This is a genomic window from Candidatus Uabimicrobium helgolandensis (assembly GCF_041508025.1).
Classification (GTDB): Bacteria; Planctomycetota; Uabimicrobiia; order Uabimicrobiales; family Uabimicrobiaceae; genus Uabimicrobium; species Uabimicrobium helgolandensis.
Genome location: NZ_CP165719.1, coordinates 6312546 through 6335026, shown reverse-complemented (window position 1 = coordinate 6335026; position 22481 = coordinate 6312546). Strand labels below are relative to the sequence as shown.

Annotated in this window: 17 protein-coding genes, 6 tRNA genes and 1 pseudogene; 10 read left to right on the top strand and 14 right to left on the bottom strand. The window is 36.0% G+C overall.

Translation table 11 applies throughout. The annotated features are described in order from the left end of the window. Window positions 1-175: 175 nt before the first annotated feature. From UABHE_RS23605 to UABHE_RS23595, 3 genes are all read right to left on the bottom strand, one after another. Window positions 176-892, bottom strand: coding sequence for a transposase (locus UABHE_RS23605; protein WP_372365754.1), 717 nt, complete (start codon window positions 890-892; stop codon window positions 176-178). Window positions 893-1045: 153 nt separating this feature from the next. Next, complete coding sequence (locus tag UABHE_RS23600) at window positions 1046-1237, bottom strand: hypothetical protein (RefSeq protein ID WP_372365753.1); 192 nt, start codon at window positions 1235-1237, stop codon at window positions 1046-1048. 139 nt (window positions 1238-1376) lie between these two features. Next, window positions 1377-4463, bottom strand: coding sequence for an IPT/TIG domain-containing protein (locus tag UABHE_RS23595; RefSeq protein WP_372365751.1), 3087 nt, complete (start codon window positions 4461-4463; stop codon window positions 1377-1379). 730 nt (window positions 4464-5193) lie between these two features. Here UABHE_RS23595 and UABHE_RS23590 point away from each other — a divergent pair. Next, complete coding sequence (locus UABHE_RS23590; protein WP_372365750.1) at window positions 5194-6288, top strand: hypothetical protein; 1095 nt, start codon at window positions 5194-5196, stop codon at window positions 6286-6288. Between the two features lie 226 nt (window positions 6289-6514). Here UABHE_RS23590 and UABHE_RS23585 read toward each other — a convergent pair whose 3' ends face one another. From UABHE_RS23585 to UABHE_RS23575, 3 genes are all read right to left on the bottom strand, one after another. Then, window positions 6515-6661, bottom strand: coding sequence for a hypothetical protein (locus UABHE_RS23585; protein WP_372365748.1), 147 nt, complete (start codon window positions 6659-6661; stop codon window positions 6515-6517). A 161-nt stretch (window positions 6662-6822) separates the two neighbouring features. Then, complete coding sequence (locus UABHE_RS23580) at window positions 6823-7071, bottom strand: hypothetical protein (protein WP_372365747.1); 249 nt, start codon at window positions 7069-7071, stop codon at window positions 6823-6825. A gap of 21 nt (window positions 7072-7092) precedes the next feature. Continuing rightward, complete coding sequence (locus UABHE_RS23575; RefSeq protein ID WP_372365745.1) at window positions 7093-7893, bottom strand: thioredoxin family protein; 801 nt, start codon at window positions 7891-7893, stop codon at window positions 7093-7095. Window positions 7894-8159: 266 nt separating this feature from the next. On the opposite strand from UABHE_RS23575, the pseudogene UABHE_RS23570 reads away from it, so the two are divergent. The 3 genes and pseudogenes from UABHE_RS23570 to UABHE_RS23560 all read left to right on the top strand — a co-directional run. Next, window positions 8160-8285, top strand: a pseudogene (locus tag UABHE_RS23570) (BtrH N-terminal domain-containing protein); the annotation flags it as partial. A gap of 221 nt (window positions 8286-8506) precedes the next feature. Beyond that, entirely contained in the window at window positions 8507-9277 is a 771-nt protein-coding gene (locus UABHE_RS23565; protein ID WP_372365744.1) for a DUF695 domain-containing protein, read from the top strand. 822 nt (window positions 9278-10099) lie between these two features. Continuing rightward, complete coding sequence (locus tag UABHE_RS23560; RefSeq protein ID WP_372365743.1) at window positions 10100-10591, top strand: hypothetical protein; 492 nt, start codon at window positions 10100-10102, stop codon at window positions 10589-10591. Window positions 10592-10600: 9 nt separating this feature from the next. On the opposite strand, the gene UABHE_RS23555 is transcribed toward UABHE_RS23560, so the two are convergent. From UABHE_RS23555 to UABHE_RS23535, 5 genes are all read right to left on the bottom strand, one after another. Beyond that, the gene (locus tag UABHE_RS23555; protein ID WP_372365741.1) at window positions 10601-11458 is read right to left on the bottom strand and encodes a formylglycine-generating enzyme family protein; all 858 of its coding nucleotides are present in this window, start codon (window positions 11456-11458) and stop codon (window positions 10601-10603) included. Between the two features lie 113 nt (window positions 11459-11571). Further along, on the bottom strand, window positions 11572-11793 hold the full coding sequence (locus UABHE_RS23550) for a formylglycine-generating enzyme family protein (RefSeq protein ID WP_372365740.1): 222 nt from the start codon (window positions 11791-11793) through the stop codon (window positions 11572-11574). Window positions 11794-11834: 41 nt separating this feature from the next. Beyond that, entirely contained in the window at window positions 11835-12110 is a 276-nt protein-coding gene (locus tag UABHE_RS23545) for a formylglycine-generating enzyme family protein (protein WP_372365739.1), read from the bottom strand. A gap of 408 nt (window positions 12111-12518) precedes the next feature. Next, window positions 12519-15755 (bottom strand): hypothetical protein, encoded by a 3237-nt coding sequence (locus UABHE_RS23540; protein WP_372365738.1) that lies wholly within the window; start codon window positions 15753-15755, stop codon window positions 12519-12521. A gap of 774 nt (window positions 15756-16529) precedes the next feature. Continuing rightward, the gene (locus tag UABHE_RS23535; RefSeq protein WP_372365737.1) at window positions 16530-17522 is read right to left on the bottom strand and encodes a hypothetical protein; all 993 of its coding nucleotides are present in this window, start codon (window positions 17520-17522) and stop codon (window positions 16530-16532) included. Window positions 17523-18215: 693 nt separating this feature from the next. Between UABHE_RS23535 and UABHE_RS23530 the strand changes: the two genes are divergently transcribed. The 6 genes from UABHE_RS23530 to UABHE_RS23505 all read left to right on the top strand — a co-directional run bounded on the left by UABHE_RS23530 (window position 18216) and on the right by UABHE_RS23505 (window position 18731). Further along, window positions 18216-18289: transfer RNA gene (locus UABHE_RS23530), tRNA-Trp, on the top strand. A gap of 7 nt (window positions 18290-18296) precedes the next feature. Next, a tRNA-Ser gene (locus tag UABHE_RS23525) sits at window positions 18297-18384 on the top strand. A gap of 7 nt (window positions 18385-18391) precedes the next feature. After that, a tRNA-Arg gene (locus UABHE_RS23520) sits at window positions 18392-18468 on the top strand. A gap of 5 nt (window positions 18469-18473) precedes the next feature. Next, a tRNA-Cys gene (locus tag UABHE_RS23515) sits at window positions 18474-18547 on the top strand. Between the two features lie 10 nt (window positions 18548-18557). Continuing rightward, window positions 18558-18634 (top strand) — tRNA-Arg (locus UABHE_RS23510). Between the two features lie 7 nt (window positions 18635-18641). Then, window positions 18642-18731: transfer RNA gene (locus UABHE_RS23505), tRNA-Lys, on the top strand. 279 nt (window positions 18732-19010) lie between these two features. Here UABHE_RS23505 and UABHE_RS23500 read toward each other — a convergent pair. From UABHE_RS23500 to UABHE_RS23490, 3 genes are all read right to left on the bottom strand, one after another. Further along, the gene (locus UABHE_RS23500) at window positions 19011-19163 is read right to left on the bottom strand and encodes a hypothetical protein (protein WP_372365736.1); all 153 of its coding nucleotides are present in this window, start codon (window positions 19161-19163) and stop codon (window positions 19011-19013) included. 88 nt (window positions 19164-19251) lie between these two features. Then, window positions 19252-20025, bottom strand: a complete 774-nt coding sequence (locus tag UABHE_RS23495; protein ID WP_372365735.1) for a DUF1152 domain-containing protein — start codon at window positions 20023-20025, stop codon at window positions 19252-19254. A 184-nt stretch (window positions 20026-20209) separates the two neighbouring features. Further along, complete coding sequence (locus UABHE_RS23490; RefSeq protein WP_372365734.1) at window positions 20210-22210, bottom strand: C25 family cysteine peptidase; 2001 nt, start codon at window positions 22208-22210, stop codon at window positions 20210-20212. Window positions 22211-22481: the final 271 nt, after the last annotated feature.

Genomic DNA, 22481 nt, shown 5'->3' with positions numbered 1-22481 from the left:
GACAAATGTTATAGTGGTAATAAAAAATGATGCAAAACAAAAAATTATTAGCGCGAAAAAAATTGCAATTTAGATAGATAAATGTGAAGCGTTTTTCTCACTTGAGAAATGGAAACAGATTTTCCTTGTAGACTATTACTATAGAAAAAATAGAGGCTAGTGAATGAGTCAAAATTTAGGTTTTAAATTTCCTTAAACAAGATGTACTGTGATCCAAAGTGTAGCTTTTACGTTTCTGGTAGTATTTATGAGATGTATACTTACTGATAATTTCTTTTATAAAAGACTCTGAGCCAAAAACCAAACCATAAGTAATTTGTGGTTGTTTGACCAGTAAACCTCTTTCTCTCATTCTTTCTTTCATCATTGCAACATACTTTTCCTGCCTTTGCTTTATAGTCTTACCAAGGTTCATATAAATTTCGTGATAGTCAATATTGATAAGGCCTTTACCTGTTGCATGTTGACTATAGCTGCTCCATTTCCACTCTTTTGGATGCTTTGTAACTTTGTTCCTCGTCATGTTAAGTTCAATGTAAAATATACAATTAAGTAGCTGAGTCTCCGAGTCAATAATTGTTGAATAAAACCTTCCGCCCCAAAAATGCCCTGTACGCTTGTGTCTACGGTTGTAGTTCTTTGCGTACTCACCATTGATATATTGCATTATCTTTGACAGATTGTCTTCTACTGGAGTTGATATTAACAAATGGGTGTGGTTGCTGGTTATGCAGTAAGCGTGTAGCTTAAAAGAGTATTTTTCGCGGGCTTTTTCTATTACCTTTAAATATTCTATGAAGTCCTCATCTTCTTTAAAATAGAAGTTTTTATTATTACATCTTGTTGTTATATGAAATAAACCATTGATCATTGATATTCTCACTGGGCGCATTTGTTTTCCTTTATAAAATAACTTTATTTAACTATATTATTCTATAAGTTCGTTTGACAAAACACACTACAGCCACCATCCTTGTTTGCGGTAAGTCACTAATAAGAAATAGCTTACTCCTTATTGCTTCTCTTTGTTTGTTGAGCCTGACACTCATGTCAAGCTTTTCTGAATAGAGATACGTGTTGTATCTATTACCTTTTGAACAACCGGATCGGTGGTAAAAATGTTTGTTAAAGTTGTAAGAGCATTCTCTTTTAATTGACGAGGAGATTCAGCAAAAATACTAATTAAAAAAGAGAAAAAAAGAACAAGAAATAGCATTTTATGATTACAACGTTTCATTATAATCTCCTTGTAGATATTTAGATTTTAGACTAGGCTATTCTATTTGGAATAGATTTCTTTAACTTTAAATTTGGTATCGTTGAAAGATACTCCACTTTTGTGCTTCTATCTAAAGACGATGTTGTTTCCTCAAGCTTTATTTTTTTACAGGTATAGGTTGGCTTTTGTAACTTTTTTCTAAAAAAGTTACTCTTTCTATTTTGTAATTTAGTCCTTGGTGACTATAGTCTATATAAGAATAATTCTCTTTAGGATTAGTTTTGTTAGAGAGGATTAACATTTTGTTTATCTGAATATAGCCGTTCTTTTCTTCACGCCAAACGTTAAACCCGATCGTATCGCTGTTATTTGAATCCTTCCACTTGATGACTACACCAAACGAAGTTCTATTTACATTAATTGCCATATTGTTTTTTAGTTGCGATATATTAATATTAGGCGATGTTGTCAATACCAGACCTCTGGGTTGAACATTAGTAATGAAATCTTCAACACCACTACCATCTAAATTAGCTCGCTGAATTTTGTTTAAACCTCCACTCCCGGAATCTCCCCAGTATAGCTTGCCATTTTTTAAGTCAAGAGTAATGTCTTGAGGGTTTCCAGCAGTAACAATTTGTTCAATATTAGATCCATCGAGATTGGCTCGTTGGATATTGTCTGTACTCTCATCACTCCAATATATCTTTTTCCCAACAGAATCTATAGCGATTCCTAAGGGGAATGGTAATCCTGATATGACCGTTTCAACATTAGAGCCATCAAGATTAGCACGTTTAATATCTTTTTGGCCATCATCGCTCCAATACATTTTGTTTTCTGTTAAATCTAAAGCGATATATTCTGGTGCACTAGACTCTGAAATCGTTACTAGATCTTCCTGATTACTTCCATCGAGGTTTGATCTTTGAATTTTATTCAAAAGAATAGCCGTCCAATACATTTTTCCATTGGCAACATCAAGAGCTAAGCCACTCACTTCGGTACCAATTACCAAATCTTCTATGTTTGAACCATTTAAATCGGATCGCTGAATTTTTTGATCCAATCTGTTCGCCCAGTACATTTTTCCCGCAGAAAGATCCAAGTCCACATCACTAGGAAAGTTTAACCCGCTGTTAATAAGTTCGATAGTCTCACCAGAGATAAGGTCTCTCTCAAAGATTTTATTTGTTCGATCTGTCCACAATAGTTTTTCTTTCGTGACTTTCAATGCTATGTCCACATGTACATTGAGATTGGTATTTTCGCCACTAATAATTCTTTTAGGAGTAATATTTCCATTATCATTTTCGTTGAATATGACAATTGCATTACTTCCTATATCTATAACGAAAACTTCTCCACCAACAACGAATATTCCAAAAGGCTTACTAAGAGTTGTCTTACTACCAATTATAGACCTTTTTGGTGTAACATTTCCTTCATTATCTTTGTCAAAAACATGTATACTTCCGCTATCTTCAACAACAAACATCTCATTTTCAGTTACAAAAATACCATTTGGTAAAGTAAACTGTGTATTACTTCCTTGTAAGATTCTCTTTGGTGCAACATTTCCGTTATCATCTTCGTTAAATACAACTATTGATCCTATAGTTGTATTTGCTACGAATATTTCCCCTTCACTTACAACAAGATTTACCGGATTTTTCAGAGTAGTGTTTCCGCCAATAATAGTTCTTTTCGGAGTAACATTGCCATTGTCATCCTCGTTGAATACAAAGATTACCTCGTCTTCTTGGTCTGCTATAAATATTTCGCCGTTTGCTACATAGAGTCCTCCAGCATTCTCTAAGCCAGTGTTATTCCCTGATATTGTTCTTTTTGGTGCTGCAATTCCTTCGTCGTCTTCATTAAATACAAATATTTCTGCCCCGTCGCCAATAAAAATTTCCCCGTTACTAAAAAAAATACCATCAGCATCGTTCAAACCTCCATCAAGTTCTCTTATTGGAGCAACATTGCCCGTGTCTTTTTGATTAAACGTAAGCATATTACCACCTAAACCTGGGCAAACAAAAATTGTAACGTCAGAAAAATAGGTAAAGGCATCATTCAAAGTATCGCTTTTGTTATCGGGGTTTGTGACAGAAACATTGACAGTTCCACGCTTTAAAGTTTCAGGAGGTGTGGTACAAGTGATTTGATTAGAATTTACAAGAACATTGCTTGCTTGGTTAGCGCCAAAAAAAATAGTGGCGCCATTTTCAAAATTATCACCGTTAATAGTGACAACTGTACCGCCTGATGAACTTCCTTGCGTAGGATTAATTGACACAATGTTTGGACCAGATTCAACAACGGTAATGTTCCCTGAAATGGGAAAGGAAAGTTCCTTGATTGTAGGTAATCCATTGCGGAGGGTAAACAATTGTGCGTATGCTATGTAAGAGTAGTTTCCAAGTGCTACTAAGTTTCCTCCATCGTTACGCCCATCCCAAATACTCCGAACTTGGACATCAACTGAACGACTAACGACCTGGTTTTTTGTCACTATTGTACGAACAATGTTATTCGAAGAGTCTTTGATTACTTGAGTAAAATCAAGAAATTGTTTGGGAGCAAGTTTTTCTATACGAACCGTTGCATCGAGTATACTTTGTTCGTTTGTTGGATCAAATGGGTTTGGAGAGTCGTTAAAGTCAGTAATTGCTATATTTTTGAGCTTGCTAAACACTGCTTTCTGTGAAAACCTCCACGATTGGCCAAAAAAAGCTATTGCTTTTGCTACGTTAGTTTCCTGTTCTCCGCTTGTAAATTTTTCTACCGCACGACCAAACAGGTTTGCGTTCACCTCGAATACTCCTATCATTGCCTGTGCTGTTTGTAGCGAAAGATCTGCTATCTGTTTGTCCGATAAAACTAAAGAATCTACTATTTGTTGGAAAGTATCTTTGATTTCTTGTGGAGTACTATCTTTGGCGATAGATTTTACTAGCGTAGTAACCGCCCTTTTGCTATTTGAAAAAACTTTTGGACCATCTTTAGCCGATATTCTAAAACCATCGATAAAGAGAGATTGCGCTTTAAATGTCAAGCTTTTCTGAATAGAGATACGTGTTGTATCTATTACCTTTTGAACAACTGGGTCAGTTGTTGAAATATTTGATAAGGTTGTAATAGCATCCTCTTTTAGCTGACGAGGAGATTCAGCGAAAATACTAACTAAAAAAGAGAGAAAAAGAACAATAAATAGCATTTTCTGATTACAACTTTCCATTATAAATCTCCTTGTAGATATTTAGATTTTAAACCATATTGTCCTTGTTTTACAAATTAGGAAGTTTTCATCTAAAATAGTAAGAAAACCATAAGGTGTAAAAGTAACTTATTGGATTACAACTGTTAATTAGAACTCCGAAGATGCTTCCTTAAGGTTTAGAACTTTAGTTTGGGGAGCTAAAGACTTGTAGAATTGTTATTGAAAATATTTTAGCATATCTCTCCACTCTTTTAAATACACCAATTGAAAAAACACCTTATCAATATGGAGGCAGCAAACGGCGTAAAGCATGGAGTAGGGCTGGCAAGAGCTACAACAAAAAATAAAATATTCCGCATTAATAGAAAAACGAGATTTGTGACAAAGGCTTTTTGTAATGGAGTTAATTCAATGCCAGACTCGAATGCCATTCAGTTAAGCTTAAGGTCGTTCAGTTCGAATGCCCTGTAAAATAAGAATCTTATATTCGTTACGATGTTTAGATAACAACGATGAAAATAGCAAATAGTAAATCTTCACAAGAATGTTGAGTATGCCACCTTTTAGATGCCTTCCAAAAAAGACATTGATTGAAATAGCACTATAGTTATAATGAATATGAGGCTAGAATAAGGGTCGCTCCCTTTTTGAAAAGTTGGATACTTTGGCCAACCTGCCTCACCACAACCAAAGATACCTTTCAAAGGAGGTAAAAATAATCACAGCTAATTATTTTGGTAGAATAAAAATGCTTGGCGTGGAAATAGATGGTTATGTTCTTTCAGATGGAACACCATGTATTAGTGAGCGTGGGGCAGCAAAGTTATTAGGTTTTTCTACATTTTCTGTTTTACAACGAGCGTACTCAAACTCATGGCCTAAAGAGTTAAAACCTTTTATTCCTAAAGGATTTGAGTGTACTCAAACTTTTGCAAAAGTCATTGCAAATTGTCCACATAAAGGCTCAAGCATACATATTTGCAATGCTCAGTTTATAAACACAATCGCAAGAGCATACTCTCAAGCATATCTTCATTGTAAATTACGTAAAAATCAGCTCCATATTGGTTTACATTGTGCAACTCTCAGGGATGCGATGGCTGATACTGCTTTAGAGCAAATTATCTTTGATGCGTGTCGTTACAAACCTCATAAAGCTTTAGTAGAACGTGCAGATTCGAATTACCAAAACGCCTTGCATTATCTTCAAGAATCAGGATTTAAAAGTTCACTACCTAATGTTGCGACCAAAAAAGACTTAGTTAATTTTCTCAGAGTACCACAAAGCACACTTAACAGCTTTCTCAGCAAGCATAGCTATCAAATTAAACCGATTAAGCTAGATCGTAGAGCTATTCAACAAATAGGTTGCAGGGCTTCACGCATGAATGGCTATGAACTTCAAGATGTAGTAAAAGTAGTTTTTGGAATGGATACTGAAGTAACTATTGCTTTGAAAAGAAGAATGTTTGGTGAGTTAGGGACTTTTGCAAAAATGGATAGTCGAAATGAAATAGAATGGCGCGAAATACTACGTGACGTTTTTTCAGGTTTTGAATTGCGTACCAATTATCCTATAGGGCAGTATCGCTATTATGTTGACTACTTTATTCCAGTATTTTCGTTATGTCTAGAAGAAAATGGTTATGATTGTCATCAATCTTACGATACTCAAAAAGAACAAGCTCGCGAAAAGATAATTTTAGAACAATATGGTTTAATACGTTTTCACCACAAAATAAGTGTTGCTAAATTATTCAATGCTATCTTGAAAATTGTTCCTGGACAAATTATTAAACTCTATGACATAGACACATCTGTAGCTCTTAATCGTCAATCTTAAACCTATAGGTAGCTTAGCCTATTGGCAATGTCGTTTTGTGCAATGTTATCAATAGGTTAACCGACTAGGTTCTGAATGTATTCGGGTATGATTTGTTGAAAAGACTATAGATGTTCGCTTTGCGCTTATTTCTACAAGGTTTTATTAAGTTTTACATCTAAATTTCGCGGAAAACATGTGACATCATTTCCCTTCTTAAACCAAAATTCTAACCTGTGATGTCAATCTAGATTTTCTTATTCGATTGAAGTGTGCATTTTATTTGCCGAATGTTATCTACATGTTTATCCAGTTCTTGTAGTTGAGGATATATTTCATCTACTACGACCTCTAATGCGTTACAAATCATGCGAATAACATCGTATCTAGGCATAATATTTCCATTTTCATAATCGCTTATTCTTGAAGCTGTCTGCTTGCAATAGCAGGCTAAATCTTTTTAGGACAATCCTCTCTCCTTCTAAAGATTCTATGTTGGAGATAAAGAGATAAATCTTGGTTACAAGTGACCCACCGGGTCACTTGAGTGGTAATTTAGTAAACGTGGGTAGATTCTTCTTCTACCACAGGTCTTTTCCATATTGTATAAGAACGCATAAATGCTTTTATACGGCTGTCTCCTCGCTTTATAGCGCGCGCTTTAATATGAAAAATCTTTTTTTCTTTAGGATGAAGATCTGTTGGGTTGAAAAATACCTTTTTACCTTCGATTTTTCCTAACGAATCACTGCGCACGATTTCCAGTGGAGTTATTTCTTCTGAGAAATCTAACTCAATTACCACATTTTTATCTAAATAGGTCCCTCAGTTTGAAATTTCAACAATAAGTGTTGTTTCTTCGCCAATGAGAAGTGGATCTACAGTATCAATCATTTCAATAAGTAGTGCCGGAAAACCACGCCAAGTTGTACAATGTTCCGCTCTTTTTTCAATTTGACGACTCTTAAACAGTACTTTCAAACAATATTTTCCTGGATGCTTAGAAATAAATGTTATCTTGTACTCTCTCTTTTCCTTAGGTTTTAAAACACCTACGTTGATAGACGCTGTGTTTTTTGATATATAAGGGTTGCCTTCTCCAGAGAGTATTTGCAATTTATTAGGTGCCTCAATTCTCAATACACCAAATTCAAGAGGAACATGCCCATTTTCTATCGTAATCGTTGCTTGTGTACGCTTACTCAAATAAGCCATGTGGTGCCCTTTTATTGTTAAATCTAACCTAGGGACCTTTGCATTAGCAATTTCTAATAGATTTTTCGCTGGAATGTAACCTTCTATTCGTTGTAAAACTTTCTCATTTTTATCGAGAATTAAAATCGTGGGAAATACCATTATGTTAAATTTTTCGATGGTGTGAGCAGCCTTACTTTTCACTAATTTCAAAGAGAGATTATTATTTAACCATTTTTGTACCTGGTCGTTTTTAAACGTTAATTGCTTCATTAAACGACAAGGATTCGAGTTCTCTTGATCGAAGTAAACAACAATGTTTTTATTGTTTTGTCGCGCAAAAACTTGCGCTTGTTCTAACGTTAAAGGGCGAAAACCCTCAGCACAAATTAAACTGAGAAAAAACACCATAAAGATTAATTTTTTTTCCATAATTGTCCTCTACAAATTTTAAAGATATATTTATAATATGGGAGTCAATAAAGTACTGTGTACTTATTGATCTTTATGAAGATATCCCTTTGAAATTTTGTAGCTGGTACATTAAAAATAAAAAACTTATCGGGTACTGATACTTTGCCGTTATCTGATAAGGGAGCATCGCAAAATTTTATCCTACTTAACTTGTTTACTTCAATACCTCCTATATATTTGCACTGTAACAATGTCTAGGTAAATCTTACAATGGAGAGATCATAATCATTTTAAACTTTGAACCATTTATCGGGCATCATTGTGAAACAACAGGAACAGGTAGCCTTTTAAATCAGATGGGATTAAAATTTTCAGAACCAATGCTTTTTGGACTAGGAGAAGGACTTAGTTAATTGGGACATTCGTGCCAGACATGAATGCCCCAGACAAAGAAGTACTAATTCGTCTCCAGACATCCGATTTATCAACTTATACAAAGACTGTTGACACGGACATTCGTGCCAGACATGAATGCCCTAAGTGGGGAACTTGAGTTTCGTTTCTTGCTCGACTTTAGGACTGTCACCAATATCGCCAAACATAATTCTGTATAATATGGAGTAATCTATTTATGAAAAAACGCCAAAAAAAGCGCAAGAAAAAGCTGCAAATCGTTTCTGACGAATGGAACACCTATCCTGCCGAACGGGACGGCGTCGCGATGTTTATCTCGTTCGACGAAGCTGTTATCCGTGAAGACCCCCCGAAAGATTTGCAATTGTGTGCTCGTATTATAATCTCCATTCGCGAGCCAAATAATACGGGTGGTCCGGTCTCTCCAGAAAGTGAACTACTCTGGGAGATGGAAGATGCGCTTGTGGCTCTCCTTCAAGAACATTGTGTGCGTTGCCGTCTTGTTGGGCGTCTAACATACGATGGGCTACGAGAAATCGTGTTCCAACTTCATGATTGGAATTTGTTCCGCCCACCTGTTGGCCTATGGATCATGCAGAACGAGAACTATGATATCGATGTTTCTGAGCACGAAGGTTGGTGCTTCTTTGACGAATACATCTATCCTCGAACCGAAGATCAGCTTTTTATGTCAGATCGCAGTGTTGTTGATTCATTGGTCGATAATGGCAGCGATCCAGACAAAGAACACTCTCTTGAATTTGTGTTTATGGGTACAAGTGGCGGATTAAAGCGCATCGCTAATATCCTTCAACAACGCGGATATGAACCGGTTGGCAAAATGAATACCACATCTGGCCAGATCGTGCTCGCCAGGCAGCTTGTTCTTGATCTGTCATTGATTGTTGATGAATCGATAGAAAACTATAAGCTAGCCGAAGATGTAGGTGTCGAATTCAACGGGTGGGGGGCACTAGTAATTCCCTAATATAACCTATTCGCGACTAATAATGCCAGACTCGCTTAGAAACAAACCAAAACTAAAAAGAAAAATCTATGGCAATTGAATATATAACTAAGAAAATTAGAATTGAGTGTTTTTGATTTGTAAAAAGATGCATATTTGAAAAGAAAAATTGTGCAAAAAAATGCGCATTTTTTGAATGTAGGCAGACTTTGTCTGTCATTGGATTTATTCTAGCTTCGTTTAAGTTTAAAGTATAATTTTGAATTTAAGTCCTGAGTTTTCTAAGCAATAAGTTTTGGAATCAAGAGGATGAATCTTGCGATTTTTGTAGTATTTGTGAGATGTATATTTGGTAATGATTTCGTTAATGAAAGACTCAAAACCAAATATTAAACCATATGTTACTTGGTTGCTTTGAAGTAATCCTTTTTACATCATCTTCTCGTTCATTAATGTAATATATTTTTTTCTCCTTTCTCTTTCTCTTACGGTTTATGCTTAGAATCTACAAATCAGGTGTAAGTCTTATATTTAGCATAGCTCTTGGCAATAACCAAGAACTCGTTAATGTCTTATAGGCAGAAAAGTAATCAAGTTACATAGTTCTTCAGGGTCTGATAATTGTGCAATGAGTTGCAAATCTTCAATCATATTTCTAATGGTAATATCAAGAGGTCTATAGTAAACAATGCCGCAAAATTATTCTTCGCGATTGTGAAAGTCGGAGGCAATTTCAAAGAAATCTTTGTCCGCTGTTACAAGTACACGTTGAATATCCGTGTCAGGCTCGAATGTCATTCAGTTAAGGTTCTGAGTGAGTAGAAATATAGTATATAAAGGTAATTGAAAAAGAAAATCTTTCTTCCTAAAATGGTTAAAGCAAAAAATGAATTAGTGTCAGAGCTAAACGCCTATCTAGAAGAGAACAATGTTCCGATTAAAGTAGTGAGCTGTGCATCTATATTTCGCTTTGTACCACGCGAAGCCAAAGGGTTTTTCATTCCTTTTGATGTTGACTTGTTCTTCCATCATATGAACTATCACGGCGTTTATATATGGGAAGGGCGTGTATGTTTTCTATCCACAGCTCATACAAAAGAAGATACCCAGCAAATTATAACAACAGTAAAAAAATGCGTAGAAGATTTACGCAAAGGTGGATTCTTGCAAATACCAATCACAAAAAAAATCCACTATCACCTACCTCTAACAAAACCGAAATTACGCGTATTTTGCTTCCCATATGTCGGAGGAGGAGCATCGCTGTTCCGCACTCTTCAAGATACGATGCCAGAAGGTGTAGAAGTAGTTCCTATTCATCTTCGAAATGTATAGCTCCGCTCTCTACTGTGGCCTCAGACAAAAACGAAAGCCAACAGAGTGGTAGTGACTGACGGGCTCGTACCTGCGGCGCCACGCAGAGCGCACGTACACGGACGGGTCGACCCAACAACCACCGCGTATGACACGGTTAGTGCCATCATTAAGGCCAATAGAATCTATTGTTATGGAAATATCGTATTCGCCATACCAATCACTACACCACTCACCTATATTGCCATGCATCTCATATAGTCCCCAATTGTTGCGTGGTAGCGATTTTATTTCTACTGTCTTATTTTCATCATAGTTTACTTGATCTTTAGTAATCCTGTCACCAAAACTAAACGCTGTTGTTGTTCCTGCACGACATGCATATTCCCACTGCGCTTCCGTTGGCAAATAACATTGCCATTCTTTCATTTGCTCATTTAGTTTCTCAGTAAACGTCTTGCAATCATCCCAACTTACCATTTCCACCGGAAACTTTTTCCCCTTAAAGTAACTTGGGTTATTCCCAATCACTGCTTCCCACAATTCTTGACTACACACTGTTTCTGCCAACCAAAACCCTTTACTAATCGTTACTTGGTGCTGAACTTCATCTTCGAATCTACCTTCTTCTGTTTCTGGGGAACCCATCATAAACGTTCCTGGCCTGATCCACCTCATTACTTGATGCACATCTTTATAAGTAAAACCCATCCACAAGCCACATTCATCTCGGCCCCAATCGCAAAAACTTCCACGAAAAGAGCAGTTGTCAAACTCTGTTCCCGCAAAGTCTTCGCCATCGACACAATCTAAATAAAACGTGCAACCCATATACATTGTATTGGGCTGTATTTCCTTTAACGATTTGCCTTTTACACGTTTTTTCATCACAAACTCCAAAATTCATTCACAAAATTGCATTTTTATATTCATTCATCTTCGAAATGTCTTGTCGACGGTTCCACCGTATCCTATACATTTCTCTTGCAGAGCTCCGCTCTCTATTGTGACCTCAGGCAAAACCGAAAACCAATGATGTGGGCGCGATTGTCGGGCTCGATCCAATTGCGGCACGCAGAGCGCACGTCCCTGGATGAGAGGAACCAGCTACCACCACGTATGACGCGGTAAGAACCATCATTAGGGCCAACAGGATCTACTGTTATCGAAATATCATATTCGCCATACCAATCACTACACCACTCATATATATTGCCATGCATCTCATATAGTCCCCAATTGTTGCGTGGTAGCGATTTTATTTCTACTGTCTTATTTCATCATAGTTTACTTGATCTTTAGCAATCCTGTCACCAAAACTAAACGCTGTTGTTGTTCCTGCACGACATGCATATTCCCACTGCGCTTCCGTCGGCAGGCAACATTGCCATTCTTTCATTTGCTCGTTTAGTTTCTCAGTAAACGCCTTGCAATCATCCCAACTTACCATTTCTACTGGAAACCTCTTCCCCTTAAAATAACTTGGGTTATCTCCGATCACTGCTTGCCACAATTCCTGAGTACACGCTGTTTCTGCCAACCAAAACCCTTTGCTAATCGTTACTAAATCCACAATTTTGAAAATTGTAACTTGTTGTCATTTTAAATTTAACATTAGTTCGAAAACTACAATCATAAATTTTCAAGTACATATTCCATATTTTCATTCAAATAAAAAACACAGTCATGAAAAACAGTATTGCTCTATATGTCTTTTAAACGCTTCAACTTAAGGTGTGTCGCAATGTTTTATTTCCTTTTCTACTATAGCGACTTCTTGATTTTCATACTTATACTTTCAATGATATTTACTCAACTTTATTTTAAGATGGTATTCCGAGCGACGAGCGTCTCAATATGATACTTTGGTGTATGAGTTAGGAAAATCAAAAAACTCAATTAATAAAATGCCCTGATTGGTTTGGAAACAATAGCGGATAAAGTCAAACTATATAAATTTCGCAGCTAATTTCTTTTGTAAATTATATCTTCTATTAAATAACATTTTTTCGTACTTGTGCCACTTTGTTTTGCGTTTTATATGGGTTTCGACATAATTGTTTACTCTTTTTTCCCATTCAAGAGTAAAACGCGTTGCTAGGTGATAATCTCCGTTGTTATTTGATTTACATTCTAACCATAAACTTTCTAAATCAAAGTGGCGCACTTCGATTATTTTGTGTGCATTCGTTAGCATTTGAATAATACGTTGGATTTGTAAACTACATTCCTCTATATGCACTTCTATATCTTGCTTTTTATATACTTTATCTACTTGAGCTATCATATTTTTTTCGTACTCTTCCATAGGAAGTTGCTCTTCTTGATCTAAGTTTATGATGATATACTCATAGCTCATTAGTATTTCAGAGTACATCACATACAAATCGCGTCTAGAATATTTCATAAAAAATATGAAAATGAAAAAATCTTTCCATGGAGTTACTAGCTCCGTAGGATTTGGGATAAAACTTTTTATAAAATCCCATACTGTTTTTTTTGCAGTATTTTTCATACCTTTTACAGTGAGGATCGATAAATCACGCTTCATTTCATCTAATCGGTAACGAATTTCTAAAACTAATTCAAGAGCCATCACTTCATCCAAATTTTGTTGCCCTTGGTATGGACAAAAACGCGGTAAGCACAGCAGTCTCGAAATTTGATAACGTATTATTTGTAGTTCATCATAAATTCCTTGAATTTGTTTCTTGCTATCGCGCCTTGATAAACGTTTTTTTACGCTTTTACTAATCTTCCATGTACGATAAATGTTATTAATGTACCCAGCTACAAATTCCAAAAGATTATCAAATAAATTAATAAAAGCAATAATTTGTAAACCTATGGTTATTTGGAGTACAGAGATAATAATTTTTGATTGGGCAATTGTTCTTTCCAGTATTCCTGGCTGTCCTGCATCTTCGCTCAATAAAGATTCAAACAGCGGTACTTCAATACCTGCGACCGTTTTTATACTTTTACTTTTTAGCCATAGTAAGAACTTCTTTACTATATTAACAGTGCTTGTAGTTATTTTTTGTAGTGTTAGAAAAATTAGAGTCATTGCCGAGATGGTTGTTGAAACAACAGAAAAAAGTGTGATAGTAAAAATACTAACTACTGCCTTTGGTACAAAAGTAAGCATACCAATGATTGACCGGATTTTACCTTGAGATAAATATTGTTTTTTTTGCGATTTTGATTTAGTCAAATTTGAAGAACGTTCTTTATCAGACTTAGACTTAAAACTCGCTTTTTCCTGATCAAATGTTACATCTTTAGGAGGCTCTATCTCAGACATTACGTCTGGTGGACTAAAAAAAGAAGAAATATCGTCAGTATCAAGTGCGCCTTCATCACTTTCCCAACTCCATTCACTTGTTTCGCCTGTTGGTGAAGCATCTAATGATTGAGAATCTTGAGAAAACAAATCGATTGTTTGTTCACCTTCTTCGGATGCTGTGTCAAATGAACTTGGTTGTAATATATCAAATGGATTTGGTTGTTCTGGATCAAATGATGGATCTGATTGTCCTGGATCAAACGGTGAACTCCCTGCTAGATCAAAGGGTGAACTCTCTGCTGAATCAGGCGAATCTGATTGTCCTGGATCAAACGCTGAACTCCCTACTGAATGAAACGGTGAACTCTCTACTGAATCTGATTGTTCTGGATCAAACGGTGAACTACCCGTCGTACCAAACGGTGAACTACCTGTTGTATCAAATGGACCTGGTTGGTCAGCATCAATAAGACCATATGAGTCGTCATCTACAGGAACGGTCTCATCACCAGTTGCAGAGTCGGCAAAATCTGTTTCGAAATCAGCGCTTTCAATGATGTCAGAATCCATGTCTAAAGGTTCTGTTTGTAGCTCAGTGTCTGATTCTATAAAAGTTTTACCACTGGAATCACTACTGACATCTAAAAGTTCACCTGATGAGTCAATAAAAACATCATCTGATGACTCAAGAACGTAGGAACCGCTATCTTCTTCAAACGTCAGCTCTTCTGTAATTGTTTCTGACGGATATGAAGAATCATCAAAATCAGAAGAAGAAAAGTCAACTGTTGGCACTGTAGTAGAGCTAGAATCTCCACCATCTAAATCATCTATATCGAGTAAGGTTTCAGAAGTATCCTCTTCTACTAAAAGTACTTCGCTGTCTTCCGAAGAATCATCGGGCTCTCCAGATGGAAGAATAATTGTTGGTTCGGTCATTCTTCCTTTTTTGAGGCCATCAATGTCAGACTTTTTGAACTTCATTTTGTCTTCATCGCGAAAAGCTCTAATTTCGCCTTCCGAAACAAGTCTTTTCAGTTCATCTTCTTCCATCTGTAGTTCTTTTAAGACTTTTTCGAAAGAATAATACTGTGAAGAAAGTATTATTTTTAGACCTAATGATTTTTGAACTGCTGCTACCTTTATGCTTTGAATAAAAGATATCGATATATCTCTATTAGGTAGAACATTTGAAGTAAAATTTATAGTTTCAGGATAGTAAGTATTTAAATCAGGTTTCAACATATAAATATTTTTATTGCGATAGGCCGCAGTTACTTTGCCACTGTTCACAAGCTCCAAAATCTCTGCGCTAGGAGAAACCATTTTTACAAATTGTTGACTTTCACAACGAAATTCTAGTAAATCGCAAACTTCATTATAATCAAATATTACCGTTGAGTAACGATATTCGATATGTAAAATTCCTTTGTAAACACATTCGAGAAGCTGATTTTCATTTACAGAAAAACACTTAAGAATACTTTCCAAAGTTGAAACAGCAAATAACGAATCATCAAGATGTTTCGATAGTGTTCGTTGTTTATACAAATTATTCAATCCTTGAAAACCGAGGAATTTGATATTTTGCACAACATGACTTTTGATATTCTCTTTGGTAACTGGATTTTCTGTTTGTAGTAGATTTTTGCAGACTTTGTTTTTTTGTTGTTGTATATGGGAGATACTGATGCGGTTATTTTGTGAAATGTAATGTAAATAAAATGCAGCTTGTTTTTGATAAATTGTCTTATGATCAATGTGATAAAAAAACTTACTTGTTATCTCTCGCCAACGTTTACTATCACCGTGAAAAGCGTCCCACTGTAGTATAGCAAGCAAAAATTGACAGTGTTTTTGTTGTTCTAACAAAGCGCTAACAATTTGCACTAATTTCATGACATACTACCGTTCCTATTCAAGTTAAAAAATCTAAAATAAAAATAACGCTCATACCCGAAGGATTCCAAAGATAGAATCTTCAAGAAGCGAAAACCATTTTTAATAAATCTTTTAGTACCGTGTATTTCATTTTTTGAACTAGGTGCATATTATAGTAGTTACGAAACATAGGAGCAACAATGTTCAAAACGAAAATCCAAGCTAAAAGATTCACAATTAACTTTATGGAGTGCTAGTCCTTGTTAAGTGACTTGACAAAAGTAGTTACCCGTTGAATGCAGGGCTTTATTTTTATAGCGCGGCGCGACGAAGGCGCGCAGCCGTAGCTGCGTAAAAGAGGAGTAACAAAGCTAGAAAATTAAAGAACAAAATGCCAATGGGTAAATACTTTTGGCGGTCACTTAGTTTATTGTAACTTATTCTTTTAGGTTGTTTTGCTCATTTGGAATAATTTGCTGTTTTAAACTATGAATAATTTCTTGTGCAGATAATTTGTATATAACAATATGCCTATTATAGGCATAATTCGCCAAGAATAGAATGCAATTCTTCATCGAAATGGATAATAATCTTTAGGTATTTCTACAAACTCCGAATTTTCAATATGAAGTATTGTAAGAGATGCTAAATTACCTATTTCTTTTGGCAAATTATCCAACTTGTAGTATTGCAATTCCGTAAGAAAAGTTAACTTATGAGAGATATAAGTAAAGTTTTTTAATTTTTTGATCACAATACACAGTCTTATTTTTGTGAATTTGTACTGGTAGTTCAAAAAGCTTTACTATTTTTAATCTGCTGATTGAAAGTCCCTTTTGCAAAAATCAATGTTGTGTAAAAGAAAAGTAAGTATACAAAGCAAATAATTGACTGACCAACGGAAACATCTCCATTGAAAATGCTAATAACCGCACTGACTAACATCACGATTATTGTGATATAACCTAGGTATAATCCGTAAAGTTGATTTTTTGCTAATCCTAATGTAGCAGAAAATATAAGCACAATAGTTATTACTATCATGACATAACTATAATTAGATATTGCTGCGCGTTTTGCGAATTCAGGATAAGCGAATATCATAAGTATAATGAGTTGAGAGATAACAACGAAGCAGTTGAGAATTATCAATTGTAATAAACTTCCTGACGCGTGTTGTTTAGTAAATGTTCTCACTGTGTTACTCATAGCTGCCCAGGTTAATGGCGCTCCAAGAGTAATACAAAGACCTATTTCCCTCATGGCATAGCGAAATACCATACCATCATTTATAACGTGAACGATATGACGTAAAATAATCGCTGCAAAAAACCAGTACACCATAGCAAATCCAGCTCGTGTGTTGGAAAATGTTTTAGCATAATTTTTTGTAATGGCTATTGTAATAAAAATCGTTGCTAGAATAATAGGAATGAGTAATTTAAGATGCACCAAATCAAAATCAAAATCTCTATTAGGACGAAACCAAAATCCAAAAAAGCCATATTTTTTCATAACAGCCCAATTATTCGGTACATGGAAAAATACAGCATGTAGCCACATGATAGGAACTAGAAGAGGGAAGAAAATACAGTTTAATTTCGCGATGGGGTTAAGTATTTTTTTGTGTTTGAGTATGTAGTAACAAATATAAGTTGCTGCAATAAAAATACACATCCATTTTGCAATACTTGCGAGTTCATTTTTCGACATACTTTTACCAAGCATAAACAAAATAAAACCCACAATTCCAGCCCAACAGAAGTCTTTTATGTCGTTTTTCATGATGTATTCCTAAAAAAAGAATTAGGGCGCGTGATCAATTAAAAAGTTGTTTGAAAATTCGTGATTAAGATAATCATAACGCTAACGGTTAAGGCTAATAATTAAGCTTTAAAGAGTTTGTTATTAATTGATAACACATTCGAATAGAAAATTTTTAAGCAACTTTTGTGATCAAAATAAAATTTAAATATCGTTATGTCTTAAATCGATTTATAAGAATATCATCTTTTTTATTGTGACGTCAATATAAAAGCAAAACGAAATCATTATGTTTTTTATTTGTGTTTTTTTTGATTTATTACTCTTGAAATAGGTTTTAAATAAAGAATTAAAAGAAATTGTCCGATCGATATATACAAGTGGACAGTCTATCTTTATTAGATACTATGTCTCAAATAACGATTACAAATAAATGTTGCGATTAGAGCGAAGAATCCAGAAAACACTTTTCAACAAAGTGAAACGTAATTGGCCGTTTTGGACGATTACTTACGAATAACATCTGAAATCTCAGTTGATTTGAATTTTTTTTCGCTAAATTTTAATCAACGTAATAATCTAATCGAAGAAAAACAAAGTCTCAAAGAATGTCGGTCCTATAAGGTGTTTTTGGACAATATCTTATGTTATTACATGACAAATCCTAGTTCTACCTGTATTATTCATACGTAAGACAAACGAAGTAAAAAACAAAGGGGTGTAGCTCAATCAGGCAGAGCAACGGATTCCAAATCCGTGGGTTGTGGGTTCGATTCCTGCCGCCCCTGTAAAAAAGGAGAGGTGGCCGAGTGGCTTAAGGCAATGGTTTTGAAAACCATTGTTCCGAAAGGAACCGCGGGTTCGAATCCCGCCCTCTCCTCCAATATTACAGGGGAGTAGCTCAACCGGATAGAGCGACGGTCTTCGAAACCGTAGGCTGTGGGTTCAAGTCCCTCCTCCCCTACCATATAAGCAGGTGTACCCAAGTGGCTTAAGGGCTGTGATTGCAAACCACATGATCGTAGGTTCGAATCCTACCACCTGCTCTATAAATACAGGGGAGTAGCTCATTTGGATAGAGCGACGGTCTACGAAACCGTAGGTAGTGGGTTCAAGTCCCGCCTCCCCTACCATTATCTAGGAGAGGTGGCTGAGTGGCCAAAAGCGGTGCAGCCTTTTTAAGGAACCACTTCCATATTGGATTCACGGGTTCAAATCCCGTTCTCTCCGTCACAAGCAGGTGTACCCAAGTGGCTGAAGGGGTGTGATTTCAAATCACATATTCGCAGGTTCGAATCCTGCCGCGTGCTTTTAAGCAAGTCGCAAAAAGTTTTTAAGAGCACGCTGCGTGCTCAAAAACTTTTTGCGACTCACTTAAAAGGACGTAGCTCAATCAGGCAGAACGGCGGATCCCAAATCCTTAGGTTATGGCTCGATTCCTGTCACCTCATTTTTTCTTAGGGCGAAGAACCAAGTCGGTCGTATTTTATTTCTAAAAAAGAGTCGGTTTTATTCGCTATCAGGATCTATTTGCTCTAATTTTTCGCTGTTACCCATATTGGCAAAATGATTGCAAATCGCCTCAATTTTATTTTTAGAGATAGCTTCTTGTAAATCGAAATCCGCATAGACGACAAAGGAAAAAAACAATATTCCAAACAAAAAAATTCTATAAACCCTCTTCTCCAATCAAATTTATAAATTTAGATGGATACTGTTACTATCCCTTTGAGATAAGATGCGGTGTGTATTAGAATTTTTTCGGGTCAAATAGTAGAGCTGATAGCAGCCATGAAGTTGGAATCATCGGACGCAAATCGCGGGGAACTAACATTTCTGTTTCGGAACAATCGTTGGCTTGGAGAATTAAATTAGTTGTGCGATATTCCGGTAGTTGCTCGCGAAATTGTTCAAGGTATTGTTTGATAGGAGCGAAATCTAGTTTTCCTTGTAAAGAACCATTTCCCTCGCTGTTTTCAATGATTTTTTGTAAATCATCTCGTGATGTTTCGCCATCAGAACCTAACCCAACAACAACAAGTGAAACTGGTATCTCTGTTGCTAAAAGGACCTCTAACATGTGGTGATCAAGTCCGCGCTTTTCTCCCTCTTTTTTCGTCTGTAAAATATCGCCTCCGGTATCCACACCAATTATACGATCAAAGTTGTATTTTTTGATTTCATCGGCTAATAGTGGTTTTTTATCCTCTAATAGTTTAAAAATTAATGGACATCCTTGGCATCGAGGAACTATGCGATCTACTTTTGTGGTACCGAAAGCATCAGATAGATCATTAGGTACAGACAAGCTTTTTCCCACTTCGAATATATGCTCTGTGATCTGGGTTAAATCACTTTCAGCTACTCTTTTGGTGTTGCCGTATACAATTTTACATTCAGGAGACTCTATTGCTTTTGCAACAGCATAGGCAGAAATAATATCTGCGCCGCCACCTAAACCTACTACTAGTATCTGTTGTCCTTGAATTTCTTTCCAAGAAAGAGGTTTTTCTGTTGCGTACATAACCTTATCCTTTACATGTGAGTCTTCTCTAGTTTAGAGATAATGAGGGTTTTTCGGACTTGTTGACCTGTGTAGCTCTATTTTTTAAAGTTTATTTCTATATTTTTTTAGAGGATTCTAACTTAACTTGGAATCCTCTATTGAATCATTCTTTATATTGCGAATTTCTTGTGATAGAGATTCTTTATTTTAGTCTTTGATCTATAATGGGTATGCTATTAGGAGCCACAACAGTGTAAAACAGGGGTTGGTTACTATGATTAGGAATGATAACTCTTCCATCCACAGTTGTATCGTAGCTAACATGATAGCTAAAATCGTTGGAATATACGGTTACAGTTGCATTTTGTATGTTGCGTTTTGCAGAAGAAAGGTGAAAAATAGTATTGCCTGCTTCATAGGCAATCTCTGTCTGCAAACGCGTTTGTTTTCCATAGCGCGTCATCAATGTGCAATCACCAAAGAGGTTACATTGCTCTGCCATTTTATTGCCTTCAGAATCGTTGTCATCGCCCCATATTTCCATCGCTTTGAGACACCCTGTCAATTCTTGCGCTCCGAATGTGGTAGCGGTATTGTTAATAATCGAGTTAATAGTGGCAGCTTGTTTATCGCACGGTGGTGCCCATGATTCGTTAGTGGAAGCAGCTTCAATAGCAACTGCACCACCATTTTTTTTTCGCAACCACGCTTCGGCAAAGCATTCGTTAAAATTAGCAAATTTACCATTAACACATGCAACACTCCAAATGACCGGATAGGTTTTATTATTTAGCAATTGATAGATATCATTATTATTAAAACCAGAGCTTACCCAACTAGTAGAAGTTCCATGACCAATATAGCAAATAATGCTGCTGCCACCATTAACAGCCTGAGCTACTTGAAAAGGAGCTGCGCCAGGATCATAAACATCGGCAAAGGAAGTAAAACCATTTGCCAACAATCCACCTTTTTCAATAGGAACGTTTTGGGACTTGCTTCCACCATTTTGTAACCATTCAGCTCGTTGCCAATCTTTAAAGAGACCTTCATCGCTAGCAACGCAAATACCTTGCTGTGGCCATTTACCATTAGGTGGCGTTTGTTCGTAATGGATAATTTTTTCGAGTTGCACTTTAATTTCGTCAGCCGTATTGCCCGAAATTCTCGAAATGCATGCCTCAGGATAGTTGTCGTACCCCTTCAAACGGACATATATGCGATCAGCAGCAGCGCCTTCGTATTCTCCTTCAAATGTAGGCATTGGCTGGCAATTTTCGTAATAGCCACTATCGCTAGCATCACCAATTAAAACAACGTAATCAAAACGCGTAGATGGATTATCATACAAGTCTTTTAAGTCATCCTTTATTTCGAAAGATCTATCGCGATCAGAGGTAGTGTGAATCATTACTTCGTAACCTGATTTTTGTTTCCAATTGACCCATGCGGCAATAGTTTGTTGATATTGCTGTGGAGTTACGACTAACAGTTTACGACCTTCGCGAATAGAACTCTGCACCATTTTGTCATACCCCAAAAACGAATTTTCATAAATTTTGTGGTATACTTTGCCTGTATTTATCTTGGGTTGTTGAAGTTTATAACCTTTTTTTACAGCAAACTTTAGTAATATAATTGCACGTTGCAAAATTTTCATTTTTTTCTGTACATGATTGAATTGAACAGGCAGAATACGCATGCGTACTCCATGAACATCACGAAAAATAAATTTTTTGCCAGTTGAGAATTGTTGTGATGGCCAATAGGCGTCATGCTGATAAATCGAGGCAAATTGAAATGCAATGTCCTTGGGATTTACATCTCTTGTAAGATGTCCTTTTGATGGGAGAATAGGAGCACTAAGATCTTTTTCAACCTCTATTTTTGACAATACTTCTAGTGACACCTCGCAATTATCAGGAATACAAATCAGTTTACCTAGTTTGGGAACAAGTGGATAGCCTTTTTCCATCAATACTGAACTACCAGGAATGGTAACTTGTGCACAAGAAACTTGATTCGCGGTAACTTCCTGTTGATAATAACCACCTACCGATATTTCTATTTTCATCTCATTCAAAGTTGCTGTAAGAACTCTTACCTTTATTTGTTCACCAGCCGGTGCTGCTTCACGAATAGCTTGCCATTCAGCGCATATTGTACTCATAATGATAAAAGTTAGAAAAATATACTTTTGCATCAAATTCTCCCTACAAAATAATAACCATCGACTTTTTATCGTTATTGTAACAAATTTATAGGTCGAAAAAGATAAGTTTACAAAGTTTATACAGTGAAAATAAACTTTGCCCTTTCTTATCTTCTATGTACCTTAGCATTACCTTGTATCTGTTACCCACTTGCTGCGAAAATTTTTTCCTATTACTCTAAATTTGTTATTTTCAAACTCTACAACCTCCTGCTCTTCACGGTCATTTAATTCTTTTTTTCTTGATAACTTACATTCATTT